Source organism: Paenibacillus turpanensis (genome assembly GCF_011421635.1).
GTDB lineage: Bacteria > Bacillota > Bacilli > Paenibacillales > YIM-B00363 > Paenibacillus_AK > Paenibacillus_AK turpanensis.
The window spans coordinates 120,476-134,470 of record NZ_WTLI01000002.1 but is presented as its reverse complement, the minus strand read 5'-3'; the positions used below and the strand labels follow the sequence as shown (position 1 = coordinate 134,470).

The 13,995-nt window shown below is 45.2% G+C and carries 13 protein-coding genes; all 13 read left to right on the top strand.

Annotated elements, in window-relative coordinates; genetic code table 11:
* The first annotated feature begins 159 nt into the window (after positions 1–159).
* Positions 160–921: a YveK family protein gene (locus tag GQS10_RS02245; protein ID WP_166238572.1), complete on the top strand. Its 762-nt coding sequence runs from the start codon at positions 160–162 to the stop codon at positions 919–921.
* Positions 922–934: 13 nt separating this feature from the next.
* Entirely contained in the window at positions 935–1,606 is a 672-nt protein-coding gene (locus GQS10_RS02240; protein ID WP_243734897.1) for a CpsD/CapB family tyrosine-protein kinase, read from the top strand.
* Between the two features lie 313 nt (positions 1,607–1,919).
* Positions 1,920–2,810, top strand: coding sequence for a UTP--glucose-1-phosphate uridylyltransferase GalU (gene galU, locus GQS10_RS02235; protein WP_166238568.1), 891 nt, complete (start codon positions 1,920–1,922; stop codon positions 2,808–2,810).
* Between the two features lie 13 nt (positions 2,811–2,823).
* Positions 2,824–3,552, top strand: a complete 729-nt coding sequence (locus GQS10_RS02230) for a sugar transferase (protein WP_166238566.1) — start codon at positions 2,824–2,826, stop codon at positions 3,550–3,552.
* Positions 3,553–3,573: 21 nt separating this feature from the next.
* Positions 3,574–4,866: an oligosaccharide flippase family protein gene (locus GQS10_RS02225; protein ID WP_166238564.1), complete on the top strand. Its 1,293-nt coding sequence runs from the start codon at positions 3,574–3,576 to the stop codon at positions 4,864–4,866.
* Between the two features lie 16 nt (positions 4,867–4,882).
* Positions 4,883–6,034 (top strand): glycosyltransferase, encoded by a 1,152-nt coding sequence (locus tag GQS10_RS02220; protein ID WP_166238562.1) that lies wholly within the window; start codon positions 4,883–4,885, stop codon positions 6,032–6,034.
* 11 nt (positions 6,035–6,045) lie between these two features.
* Complete coding sequence (locus tag GQS10_RS02215) at positions 6,046–7,326, top strand: hypothetical protein (RefSeq protein WP_166238560.1); 1,281 nt, start codon at positions 6,046–6,048, stop codon at positions 7,324–7,326.
* Positions 7,323–8,402, top strand: coding sequence for a glycosyltransferase (locus GQS10_RS02210; protein WP_166238558.1), 1,080 nt, complete (start codon positions 7,323–7,325; stop codon positions 8,400–8,402). The genes GQS10_RS02215 and GQS10_RS02210 overlap by 4 nt, the downstream gene beginning before the upstream one ends.
* A gap of 22 nt (positions 8,403–8,424) precedes the next feature.
* The gene (locus GQS10_RS02205) at positions 8,425–9,504 is read left to right on the top strand and encodes an NAD-dependent epimerase/dehydratase family protein (protein WP_166238556.1); all 1,080 of its coding nucleotides are present in this window, start codon (positions 8,425–8,427) and stop codon (positions 9,502–9,504) included.
* On the top strand, positions 9,501–10,307 hold the full coding sequence (locus GQS10_RS02200; protein ID WP_166238554.1) for a WecB/TagA/CpsF family glycosyltransferase: 807 nt from the start codon (positions 9,501–9,503) through the stop codon (positions 10,305–10,307). The genes GQS10_RS02205 and GQS10_RS02200 overlap by 4 nt, the downstream gene beginning before the upstream one ends.
* Positions 10,308–10,334: 27 nt before the next feature.
* A complete protein-coding gene (locus tag GQS10_RS02195; protein WP_166238552.1) occupies positions 10,335–11,309 on the top strand; it encodes a UDP-glucuronic acid decarboxylase family protein in 975 nt (324 codons plus the stop codon).
* A 62-nt stretch (positions 11,310–11,371) separates the two neighbouring features.
* Positions 11,372–12,781 (top strand): UDP-glucose dehydrogenase family protein, encoded by a 1,410-nt coding sequence (locus GQS10_RS02190; protein WP_166238550.1) that lies wholly within the window; start codon positions 11,372–11,374, stop codon positions 12,779–12,781.
* Positions 12,782–12,919: 138 nt separating this feature from the next.
* The gene (locus tag GQS10_RS02185; RefSeq protein ID WP_166238548.1) at positions 12,920–13,777 is read left to right on the top strand and encodes a sugar phosphate nucleotidyltransferase; all 858 of its coding nucleotides are present in this window, start codon (positions 12,920–12,922) and stop codon (positions 13,775–13,777) included.
* Positions 13,778–13,995: the final 218 nt, after the last annotated feature.

Genomic DNA, 13,995 nt, shown 5'->3' with positions numbered 1-13,995 from the left:
CATTCAGACTATTTTTGAAAATAAATTATTTGATAGGGGTTTTGAACATTAAAGGAGGAGTGGAATGGACACATAAAGAGAGGATATCGAAGATTCCATAGGATTAACAGGTCAAAATAATAAAGAAGAAGAGAAAGAAAATTATCGTGGAGGGACATTATGGATACTGTTGAATTGAAAGATATTTTCAAGATCATCCGGAAACGAATATGGCTGATCGTGGTGTGTGTAATTGTTGTAAGTTTGTTTACTACAATCTTTAGTTACTTCTTTGTTAAACCAATGTATCAGGCATCGGCTAAATTGATAGTAAATAACTCGGAAAAGCCGCAAGTCGCGGGACAAACGCTTAATTACAATGAAATGAACGCCAACATTTTAGTTATTAATACATACAAAGAAATTATTAAGTCAGCTGCAATCATGGATCAGGTTGTTCAGAAGTATCCCCAGTTAAATCTTACGCCAAATCAATTGATTGCGATGGTCAAGGTCGGATCGGTTCCGGAGACGATGGTGATGAACATCTCGGTTGTTGATTACTCCTACGAAAGAGCGATGAACATCGTTAACGCCGTAGCGCAGGTGTTCAAAGAAGCCGTTCCAAGCATTATCAAAGTAGACAATGTTCAAATTTTAAATGAAGCCAAGATGCTGGCAAACCCTCCGACAACAACCGCTAACCCCATTCAAAACATTGTTCTAAGCGCAGTTGTAGCACTGATGCTTGCTGTTGGTCTATCTCTTCTGCTCGAATACTTGGATGACACTGTTAAAACGGATGAGGATATCAATCGTCTCATTCAAACGCCTACACTGGCTTCGATCGCAACGATCAGCTCAAAAGACTTACAATCTCGCAGAAACAATCCATTAAGTAAGAACCTGAAGGAGGCACCTTATGCGACGGCAAACCAGTGAGTGGCCCATTGTCATGAGCAGCAACCCGCAATCTTTCATTTCTGAGGCGTATCGGTTACTACGTACAAATGTCGAATTCGCAGGCTTTGAGAAGAAGAATAAATCGATATTGATTACATCCTCACAACCGAGGGAAGGGAAGACAACGACTGCGGTAAATGTAGCAATAGCATTTGCTCAAAGTGGAAAAAGAGTTGTCTTGGTTGACGCGGATTTGCGCAAGCCTGTCATCCACGAAATTTTTAACAAGCATAACCGTGGAGGCTTGAGCAATATTATTGCCGGACAAAATACCGTTGCTGAATTGCTTCAAGAAACGCCGTTTGAGAACTTGAGTTTAATTACATCGGGACCGATCCCGCCAAATCCATCCGAAATGCTCGCTTCCCAAGCGATGACGGAATTGATCGCTGATCTCGAAGAAAGCTTTGATATGGTAATCATTGATGGTGCGCCTGTATTAGCGGTAAGCGACGCGCAAATTGTTGCTGCCAAGGTAAATGGAGTAATCCTGGTAGCCCAAAGCGGTGTTGTAAAGAAGCAAAAGCTGGTTAAGGCTAAGGCATGTTTGGATCATGTCAAGGCAAATGTCATCGGTACTGTGCTAAATCATGTGAAAGTTAAATCTCTATATGATTCGTACCATTTTGCAAATGGAAGCAAAGAAGCAGGAGCGCTCTCCTAAATCACGGGAGAGCGGCATATTCACAAGTCATTAACCCAACTAATTAATAGGAAAAAGCTATGTAAAAATCAATTCCTATAGGTAATGTCTACTGTACCTTTATCACTGTAGGCACTCGGTCATGCTGTGGGTTTCGAGCCTTAGACGTTTATCGTCAAGGGTGTGACGTGAGGGCGGGTTAGATGCCCATCTATTTTTTACTTAGATAAAAATTCGAGTTGTGTTGTTTTACACCTGGTTAAGACAAGAGAGCTGGGCTTTTTATCTTGTGAAAAACACAAGAAATAGATAAATTGTCGGGAGGAAATGAGAGATGAAAAAAGTTAGAAAAGCAATTATCCCCGCTGCAGGTTTGGGAACGAGATTCTTACCGGCCACCAAAGCAATGCCGAAGGAAATGCTGCCGATCATTGACAAGCCAACGATTCAGTATATTGTCGAAGAGGCTGTGGAGTCAGGAATCGAGGATATTATTATCGTAACAGGAAAAGGGAAGCGGGCAATTGAGGATCACTTTGACCATGCATTCGAACTCGAAACGAATCTTGTTGAAAAAGGAAAATTAAAGCTGCTTGAAGAAGTACAGCGTTCGTCCAAAGTAGACATTCATTATATTCGCCAAAAGGAACCGAAAGGACTTGGCCATGCAGTTTGGTGTGCTAGACGTTTTATCGGTGATGAGCCTTTTGCAGTTTTGCTCGGTGACGACATTGTTTCTGCGGAAACTCCTTGCTTAAAGCAGCTTATTAACCAATACGAAGCGACAGCAAGCTCTGTCATCGGTGTGCAGCCGGTTGCAGACAATGAAACGAACCGTTACGGCATTATTGATCCAATCGGTAAAGACGGTCGTTTATATCAGGTTGAGAAATTTGTGGAAAAACCACCAATCGGCACTGCACCGTCAAATCTAGCTATTATGGGCCGTTACGTATTAACACCTGAAATTTTTGATTTCCTTGCTTTACAGGAGCAAGGTGCAGGTGGGGAAATCCAATTGACGGATGCTATCCAAAAATTGAATGAGTTCCAAAATGTGTACGCATATCATTTTGAAGGCACACGGTATGATGTTGGTGAAAAACTAGGTTTTATTTTAACTACCCTTGATTTTGCAATTCAAAATGGTGAATTACGTCTTCCACTCCTAAAGGCTCTTGAGGAAATCATTAGCAGAGAGACTATGCAGAAAGTGATTGGGTAAGGGGTCGGATTACATGTTGGAAACGACGAGGGAATCCAAAAAGCATAACAATAGAGGGTCCAGTGATGCGGATGATTCTCTTGGTTTGGCAGAAGCAGCGGTTGGTTTATCAACCGCTGCTTCTTTATACAGGCTTATCGATCCTGCCGCAGAGCTGCAAAAGCCAAGAGGTGCATACGTACAATTCGTGAAGCCGTTATTGGACTTTACATTCGCGCTGTTATTTTCTGTTTTGCTGCTCCCAGCAGCTCTCCTGATTGCCCTTTTAATCAAATTGGACTCCAAGGGGCCAATTATTTTTAAACAACCGCGTTACGGGAAAAACGGTACAGTTTTTCATATTTACAAGTTCCGAACGATGTATTCAAGTGTCCCTACTCAGGGACGTTCGCCCGTCAGCGGAAACGATGCGAGGATCACACGTCTTGGGAAAATATTGCGGAAAACAAGCTTGGATGAAATCCCGCAGCTACTCAATATTTTACGGGGGGAAATGAGTTTCATTGGTCCAAGACCGGAGCAAAAAAGGATTGTAGAGGAGCAGTATACGGATAAGGAGAAGGTACGCTTTCTCGTTACGCCGGGAATAACCGGGCTGTGGCAAATTAGTCCCGACCGTAAGGCGCCGATCCACGAAAACTTGCAGCATGACATTCAATATATACAACATGTTTCTTTTCTATTGGATCTAAAAATCTTTATGAATACCTTCATCGTCATGATTAAAAGCAATACCCACTAGCTTTTACGCCGGGAGATAACTATGAATGGAAAAATAAAGGGAATTCACAAAAATGAACTCGCCAAAAATACCGTCTGGATGCTAATCGGATTTGGGTTCCGCATACTCATCCAAGCCGGTTACTTTGTCGTTCTGGCACGAATGCTCGGTGCTGATGGTTTTGGCAGCTTCGTTGGCGTGGCCGCCCTTGTTATGATCGCAGCGCAATTTTCCGGGCTCGGCACAGGAAATTTATTGGTAAAAAACGTCGCAAGGAATCCTAAGGCGTTTGAGGTGTACTGGGGTAACAGCTTGGTAATTACGCTGCTGTCCTCCCTTCTACTAATACCGCTTGTTTTGCTTGTTTCTTCTATTATATTGCCGGGTAACATATCAAGCTTGTTTGTGCTGCTGATCGCTGCGGCGGATATCATTTTCCTCCGGGTGAATGAAAACGCGGCACAAGCATTTCAAGCTTTCCAAAAGCTAAGTTGGACTGCGTTTACGAATGTGCAAATCAGCACGATCAAAATGATTGCAGCTGTAGGGATCATGTTAATGGTGAAAGAACCGCAGGTCATGGATTGGGGCTATGCTTATTTACTCTGCTCCATCATTAGTGCGGTGATTTCGGTTGTTTTGGTACATACCAAGCTTGGCAAACCACGTGTTCATCTTGCCATCATGAAGCCGGAACTCAAGGAAGGCCTTTATTTTGCAGTGGGGGGCGCCTCTTTGGGCGCTTACAATGAAACAGATAAGTCGTTATTAACGAAGCTCTCCAGTTTGGAGGCAGCCGGAATTTACGGGGCGGCGAATCGTATTATTGATGTTACGTTTACCCCTATTCGTTCGCTTTTGTTTGCAGCGTACGCCAAATTTTTTCAGCATGGTGAAAAGGGAATTAAAAACAGCTTCCAGTTTACCATCAAGCTTTTACCATTAAGTACAGGGTACGGCATTATTTGTGGAGCATGCATCTTCTTGTTTGCCCCGATCATGCCCCTCGTACTGGGTGCGGATTTTGAGGCATCGGTAGAAGCTGTGCGTTGGCTTTCCATTGTACCGCTGCTGAAGTCGTTTCACTATTTTGCTGCGGATTCATTAACCGGAGCAGGTTATCAAGGGTTTCGAAGCCTTGCACAAATTGGAGCTGCGGTAGTTAGCATCGGCTTAAATATGTTTCTCATACCAATGCTCGCCTGGAAAGGTGCTGCGATCACCGCAATCATCACCAACACAGTTCTTTCCATGACGATGTGGACAGGGATTTTGTATTTAACAAGAAAAAAAGATCAGCCGGTTCCGGAAGCCTCAGCATCAAAATCTTACTAGGGATAGGAAGAACAGGATGAGTACTGTAATTATTTTTCGCGACCTACTGCTGCCTCCCTCTGAGACATTTATAAGAGAGCAAGGGGAACGGCTAACTCAGTTTTCACCTCTTTACGTTGGTCTGCGTAATGACAAAGGGATCTCCTTACCGAAGGAAAAAACCTATATTGTAAATGATGGTTCGACTTACGGGAAGATGAAGCAGATCGCATTTAAAGCGATACAGGCCGATCTGGGGATCGCGAAGACCTTAAAAAGGCATAAGCCGCGTCTGATTCATGCACATTTTGGTCCTGATGGACTAACCGTACTGCCATTGGCAGAAAAACTGTCCATACCGCTTTTAGTTACTTTTCATGGGTACGATGCAACGGTCTACGATGAGTATGCACTTAAGTCAAAAATTTTTAGTCACCGGAATTATGCGAAAAAAAAGAACCAGCTTCAAGCAAGCAAAGCAAGATACATAGCCGTTTCGCATTTTATCAAGCAGAAGATGGTAGAATCCGGTTTTGATCCGGAGCATATCATTCAGCACTATATAGGCATTGATATTGACAAATTTACACCAATTCCAGATGTTCCACGCGAAGATATTGTTCTTTTTGTCGGGAGACTTGTAGAAAAGAAAGGATGCTCCTATCTGATATCCGCGATGGCTGAGGTTCAACAACGCTGTCCTGATGTTGAACTCATCGTTATCGGTGATGGCCCGCTGCGCTCTGAACTTGAGCTTGAGGCAAAAAATAAGCTCAAAAAATTCCGTTTTCTTGGTTTTCAGCCTCCGAAGGAAATTAAAGCTTGGATGAATAAAGCCAAGCTGTTTAGCGTGCCCAGCATTATTGCTGAAAACGGTGATGCGGAAGGGTTCGGAATGGTTTTTGCGGAGGCAAACGCCATGGGTGTTCCGGTAGTTAGTTTCAAAACCGGCGGAATTCCTGAAGCGGTATTGGACGGAGAAACTGCCCTTCTGGCAGAGGAGAAGGATGATAAGCAGCTGGCTGAGCATATTCACTACTTATTAACCGATCAAGAGGCATGGAAGAGATTTAGTGACAATGGTTATCGCAGAGTAAGAGACTTATTCGATATCCGGCAGCAAACGGCCAAGCTGGAACAAATCTACGAGGAAACGATAGCGGGCGGATATACTCCGGCTCAAAGGTAGGGGGTGAGATGTTGTACTATCCAGTGGAATCGCCAAAGAAGAGTTTACTGGTAAGCATTGTCATCCTATTTTTCTGCCTACGTCCTATTATAGATTTAGAGGGAAAATACGACGGCAGCGGGATTAACGCGGGTGGAATCGTCGGAATTTTAGCTGCGGGAGTGATCTTGCTCTGTTGTTACCATTATTTGAAGGAAATGAACGGCCTATCGGTCGTCATTGTTTCTTCATTTATTTATTTATGTATTCTTTTTACGTATAACGTCTTTTTCAGTGATAACAGAGGTGCTACGATCGTAGATTTCAGCAGATTTGTGGTCGGATTTTCACCAGTGCTTCTACTGCTGATCAGCAATTTTGGGAGAAACCTCGTTGATGAGAAAATGCTATATAAAGCGACGAAACTGCTTTTCTTATGCACGCTGGTTCCCATCGCGATCTCTTGGCTGCAGTTCCTCGGTTATTACCCTTATACGTATTTTGACTACGTGAATAATGCTTGGGTAGGGCGCCCTTCCGGTGGATACTTTCAGCCAAACTCGCTGGCCCGACTCCTCATTTTTAACCAGATATTACTGTATCTTATGCACTCAAAAGGACAAGTAACCTTATGGTTTAAAAATGGCTTTACTGGGGTTCTAGCGATCACAACGCTGATTTCGACTCATCGGACTTCACTCATTATATTAGTTTTAGTCATCGTTATCTATGAACTCTATCATTATTTCATTGTGAATAAAACGCGTGTAAAAATGGAAGGGCTCGTAGCATTTTTCCTAATCATGTCGATAATGACCGTCGGATTATTCTTTGCGAAAACGGCCGTTATCGATGCTTTTCAAAAAAGCATTGATACCTTATCGGTAGTTTTTAACAACCCGGATGTGTTTAATCCCAAGAGTGACGATTTCCTTAGAGGTAGAGGGGAAAAATACAAAATGACCTTTGAGGAAATGGGATCTGTTGGCTGGGGGGGGAAGCTTGTAGGCATCGGCTATGAGAAATTCGAGCCTCATAACGATCTGCTGCGAATGTTTCTCGTCACCGGATTGCTAGGGGTAGTGCTTTACAACATGATTTTGTACTGTTCACTGTATTTTGTGTGGAGAAAAGTAAATACGTACGGCCGCCTTTCGTTAATCGTATATTACCTTTACATCACTATATACGGCCTAACGCTGCAACCAACAGGATACCCTTATTTTATGTGGCTCTTCTTCTTCGGATTGTATTTTATCCAGGTTGTCTATAAGAGAGAGACCAATCAAACTGTAAAGGAGGGAGTCGCTTGAGTCGAGAAACAGGTTCCTATCCTTCCGTTGTCACGGTACTGATCGCAACCTATAACCATGAAGCCTATATCGGCGAAGCTGTTAAAAGCGTGTTTGCAAATGCCGACGATCTTGAGCAGCATGGGATTGGGACTCATATTGAGATTGTAGTTATGGATGACGGCTCGGTTGACGGAACCCGGCAGGTCGTTGAGGATTTTATAGACCTCAATCCGGCCAAGGTAACAGTGAAATACCAGTACCAAGAGAATAGCGGTCAAGCGGCTGCCTATCAGAATTCATTGCCCTTGATAACTGGGGAGTATGTATGTTTGCTGGATTCGGATGATCGCTTTTTGCCGCAAAAGATTCGTAAGGTGTTGGAAGTGTTTCTTCGTGAGAAAGAGGTTGGTTTACTCGGCCACCCTTTATATGTCATTAATTCCGCGGGTGAAGGCGAAGGAGAAGTGCGACCGAAAGCGGCCAAGATTAGTCACGGGGATATTAAGAAGAGTATCCTGAAAAATGGAAGAAATGTTGCGCCGCCGACATCCGGCTTAACTTTTAGGAGAGAAGTATTTTTCGAAATTCATCCCTCGCCTCTTTACGGTTTACCAAGCGCCGCCGATGCGTATTTATCCATCTCGGCCTCTCTTAAAGCAAATGTTTTCGCTATGGATGAGCCATTAGCTGAATATAGGCAGCATAATGGCAGTCAGTATGTAAAGAGGCTTACCTCCATCAGCGGATTACAAAGGACTATGGCTACGCAATCAAAAATTCTTACTCATCTTAAGCTAGAAAAGACGCTGGCAAACAATTCGTACTTTATGAGGCACAAATTTGTTCTTGTACGTATGGAAGAGCCTTTCGCCAAATGGTTAAAGCAACTTGCTTTGTTTAATGCGGCTTTACTTAAAGATCCATTTCTGGGATTTAAGCATAAGGTCGCATTTTTGTTATTCTGGAACGCAATCGCATTTTTGCCGAAATCAACATTTTGGAAAATGTGGATTTTCTTCCAGATGAAGCATACCGGGAATCGTGAATTGTCTTCATTATCAAACAACCAACCAGCAACAGCAGCATCCAAATAAAAATATAGTGGAGGGATTTTCCATGTCAATCGTAATCATCACAGGTTCTGCAGGCTTAATCGGTTCGGAAGCAACAGAGTTTTATGCAGGATTAGGCTATAAGGTTGTCGGGATCGACAACAACATGCGTGAGGTGTTCTTCGGGACGGAAGGCTCGACAGTTTGGAATCGCCAGCGTCTCGAAGGAAGCCTCGGTAAAAATTACGAGCATTTCAACGTAGACATCCGTGATGCCGACGCAGTAAGCGATTTGTTTGAAAAATTCGGCAGCGATATTTCGTTGATCATTCATACAGCGGCACAGCCTTCTCATGATTGGGCGGCACGCGATCCATTCACGGATTTCGGCGTAAATGCAAATGGAACATTAAACCTGCTTGAGGCGATGAGAAAGCATTGTCCTGAAGCAGTTTTTATTTTCACCTCAACGAACAAAGTGTACGGCGACCGCCCGAACACACTTCCATTAATTGAGTTAGAAACACGTTGGGAAATTGACCCGAACCATCAATTTAAGAATGGTATTTCCGAGGAAATGAGTGTTGACCAAAGCATGCACTCCCTGTTTGGAGCCTCGAAGCTTGCGGCCGACGTTCTCGTACAAGAGTATGGAAGATACTTCAACTTCAAAACGGTTTGCTTCCGCGGTGGCGTGCTGAGCGGTTCAAAGCAATCTGGCGTTCAGCTTCATGGTTTTACGAATTACCTGGTGAAGTGTGTCATGACGGGTACTCCTTACACCATTTTCGGATATAAAGGTAAACAGGTACGCGACGTGATTCATTCGAGCGATGTTATCTCGGCATTCCACGCCTTTTTCCAAAATCCGCGTACCGGCGGTCAAGTATACAACCTCGGCGGTGGCAGAGCATCCAACGTTTCGATGCTTGAGGCGATTGCTATTACGGAAGAAATTACAGGACGCAAGCTTTCCTATACCTATTCCGATCAGGCGCGTGCTGGCGATCACCAATGGTATGTATCCGATTTAGCAAAATTCCAAGAGCATTATCCGGAATGGAAGCAGCAGTATAACCATATCCGCATGATTATCGAAGGGATCGTTGAAGAAAACAAAGAGCGCTGGAGTGTTGGCGTATGATCGATCGCGGAAGGCATTCCATTTGCGGCGTTAAAGTGAACGCCATGGATTATGAGCAGGCGGTACAGCGTATCGTCGATGCAGCAAAGGCCGGGGAACCCTGTGCGGTTTCCGCCCTTGCGGTTCATGGAGTAATGACGGGCTGCCTTGATGAAGAGCATCGCCGCAGGTTGAACGGACTTGATCTTGTTCTCCCTGACGGACAGCCTGTTCGTTGGGGGTTGAATCTTGTTCATAGAACAGGCTTAAAAGAACGCGTTTACGGACCGGAGCTTACTCTTCGTACAGCAGCCGCAGCGGCAAAACACGGACTTCCGGTTTACTTATACGGTAGTAAGCTTGAAACGCTGGAAAAATTCTCAGTTAATCTTCAGAAGAAGTACCCGGGATTGCAGATTGCAGGAATGGAGCCGTCGAAATTCCGTAAGCTAACGCCTGAGGAAAAGAAGGAAGTTACGGAACGCATTAAAGCGAGCGGAGCAAAAATGGTATTCGTCGGATTAGGCTGTCCGAGACAAGAGGTCTGGGCATATGAATATCGCGATTTGCTGCGCATGCCTCTGTTAGCTGTCGGTGCCGCGTTTGACTTTCATGCGGGAACATTGAAGCAGGCACCAGCATGGATGCAGAAACGCGGTCTCGAGTGGTTCTTCCGTTTAACGCAAGAGCCAGCTCGCTTGTGGAAGAGATATCTTTATCTCAATCCGCTCTACCTGTTGACTCTATTTGGTGAATTTACCGGGGTACGACGTTTGCCTACCTTAATGCCGAACGGCCAGGAACGCGAACAATCATTTGGATAAATATAAAATTTTGGAGGAGAGAATACCATGAAAAAAATCGTCATTTCCGGAGCGGCCGGCTTCCTCGGCTCCCACTTAACAAAGGAATTACTTAACCAAGGACACCGGGTTGTCGGCATCGATAATTTATCAACTGGAAAAGCTTCGAACCTAGAGGATGTCAAAGACAATCCTCTTTTTTCTTTCATTCAGTTTGATGTATCGGAAAAATACATTATCGAATTGCCGGAGCTGCAAGGGGTAGACGAAATTTATCACCTGGCCTCGCCGGCTTCTCCAAAATTTTACCAAGCGGCACCGATCGACACGATCTATGTAAATACGATCGGTACCCAAAACATGCTTGAGCTTGCACGCAGAAATGATGCAAAAATCTTGTATGCGAGCACAAGCGAAGCTTATGGCGACCCGGAAGTTCACCCACAGCCGGAGGAGTACCGCGGCAACGTAAATACATGGGGGCCGCGTGCATGCTATGACGAAGCAAAACGTCTTGGCGAAGTATTCTGCTATGAATATCATCGTTTGTACGGCGTGCGCACCAAGGTGGTGCGCATTTTTAATACTTACTCTGCTGGACTCCGTAATGACGATGGGCGCGTCATTTCCAACTTTGTTACGCAGGCGCTTACCGGTGAAGATATTACCGTATACGGTGACGGCAGCCAAACGCGTTCGTTCTGCTATGTTGACGATACGCTTCGGGCGTTCCGTCTAATGATGGATTCGGATGAAGCAACCGGCGAAATCATTAATGTCGGCAACCCAACAGAGTATTCCATCATGGATGTTGCATTGATGGTTCAGAGCCTGACGGGCACCTCCAGCCAAATTACGTTCCACGAACTGCCGAAGGATGACCCGAAGGTTCGCCGTCCGGTTATTGACAAGGCAAAAGCAATCCTTGGCTGGGAACCGCTCGTTGCGCTTGAGGAAGGACTTCAGCGCACCATCGAAGTGTACAGAGAGCGCCTGGTGCTTGAAAAAGTAGAAGCAGTCTAATCGGTTAACCACGATAACGAACGAAGACCTATTGCTATTTACACATAGAGGAGGATATAGAGATGAATGTTGTATGTATCGGATCGGGATATGTTGGAAGCGTAACGGGGACCGCATTTGCGGTTCTCGGCCATAAGACGACGGTGTTGGATATCGATGAAAAAAAAGTAGGGCTGATGAATTCCGGAAAAAGCCCGATTTACGAGCCGGGTCTGGATCATCTCATCTCCACTTATATTGGCAAAACATTGTTTGCAACGACGGATTACAGCTGCATTCATGATGCGGATGTAGTCTTCGTCGGAGTAGGCACTCCTTCGAAGCCGGATGGTACAGCTGATCTGAAATTTATTAAGCTTGCGGCGGAGGGCATCGGCCGTCATCTTAATCCAAATCAATATACGGTTATCGTCAATAAATCGACGGTACCTGTAGGTACGGCGGATCTCGTTTCTTCCATTATTGAAGAAACGTCCGGGCTGAAGCCGAATGTTCACTTTGCCGTGGTCAGCAATCCAGAATTTTTGCGCGAAGGCTACGCGTTAGAAGACGTATTCTTCCCGGATCGTATCGTCATCGGCGCAGACCACGAGCGTGCTGGTTTGGTTATGAAGAACCTTTATCATAACCTTGTAAACCGTATCGGTTATGCGGAGAAGAGCCAGGATTTCATATTCCCGCATCAAATTCCAGTTACACAGCCGGTCTATTTCGAAACCGACGTAAAAAGCGCGGAAATGATCAAATACGCATCCAATGCATTCCTTGCCGTTAAGATCAGCTACATCAACGAGATGGCTAGATTGTGCGAGGTGCTTGGTGCTAACGTAACCTCGGTTGCAACCGGTATGGGCCTTGACTCCCGAATCGGCAATAAATTCCTGCAAGTATCCAGCGGCTGGAGCGGAAGCTGCTTCCCGAAGGATACAGCGGAGCTGCTGGCGACAAGCCGCAAATACGGCTGCGAGCTTACTGTGGTAGAAGCAGCGGTAGAGTCCAACGTGCAAATGCACAACTTCGTCGTCGACAAAATTAAGCGCCGTTTAAAATCCCTTAACGGCAAAACGGTCGGTATTCTCGGTCTTACTTTTAAACCGAATACAGACGATGCCCGCAAGACACAAGCCTCGGTCATTATCAACGATTTGATCAATGTCGGTGCGCGTGTGAAGGTCCATGATCCACAGGGGATGGAAATGTTCCAGGCGTTAAATTCCAACTTGGATGTGCAGTACTGTGAGGATGCGCATCAGGTGGCGGCAAACAGCGACGCTCTTGTTTTGTTAACGCATTGGGATGAGTACAATGTACTGCGGTGGAATGAAGTGTTCTCTTCCATGAAGCAGCCATATATTTTAGACACACGGAACTTCCTCAATCAAGCGGAGCTGCAAGCGCTCGGTTTTGCTTATGAAGGTGTAGGCATTACCACTTCGGAAAACACCGGAGTATCCGAGGTTGTTGCCGTATAAACAGCGGTTCGATTTGCGAAGTCTAGAAGGCTCCTCTGTCAGGGCGGAGCCTTTTGGGCTTGTCAAATGAGGTTCATGGCAGCGGTCGGCAGCACATGATTTCTTATACAAACGCTTGTCCAAGCAAGGAGTGTATAGATGAAAATTGTGTTACTGTCTGAGGGTGCAAGTAAGCGCTTACTTAAAAACGAGGATGAGCATCCCTTAACGCTGCAGCCAGTGCTTGCTTCTCCTAAATCGAAGCAGGAATCGATGGTGCAGCGCTTATGGCGGCAAATTGGGCAGGCCGACTTGCAGAAGGATACGTTGGTGGTGACCAACAGTAAACAGGCGCAGCTCCTTCAATCACAGTTCGGCGAACAGGCCAATGTGATTATTGCACCGCATCGCCACCATACATACGCCGAGACTCTGCTTGCTGTAAGTCACTTATATTCGGAAGCTCAAGTCGGCTTAAGTGAAATCATTATCGTTTTACCGGCTGATCTTGTCGTTGAAGATGCCTTTTTTTCAATCCTGGAGCAGCTCGAAGTCACTTTGCGGACAAGTAAACAGGATTTGGCTTTACTCGGAATGAGGCCGACACATCCATCGGAGGATTTTGGGTACATTATCCCCAGTGAAACTTACCATCACGAGTTCCAGCCAGCTTATATTAACGTTTCGCAGTTTGTGAACCGACCTCGTACTTCCGAAGCTCAAGCTCTTTTGGAGCAAAATGCGCTTTGGAGCTGCGGGGTATTTGCATTTCAGTTAAATTACATGATTCACCACATGATTCATTATGAACTGCCGATCCGCCAGGTCCAATTGCAAAAACAATACCATCGCATTCCAAGAATCAGTTTCGATGAAGCGGTTACGGAACAAGCGCGGAATGTCGTTGTGAAGCCGTATCATCCGGCACGAATTGGCCAATGGGTGCGAAGAGCGGTCATAGGGCAATCCTTAGGGAGTGTGAGGTCGTCGCTTAAGACGGGGGGCACCATAGTTTGAAGATATACCTATAGAGAGAGATGTAAAACTTTGGGTGAAGCCGAAATGACAAAACTGCCGTTTCCCTGTCTGGCGTAACGAAGGATCCGGACAATTAAATGTTTAGAAGATATTGGTGGCGAACAGGCAGCAAGGCTCTGTGATTAACGTTAGGCAATTGAAGTGTGTTGGACTAGTTGCTGCAGTTTTGTTCATGAATGGAGTTGAACCATTGTTTT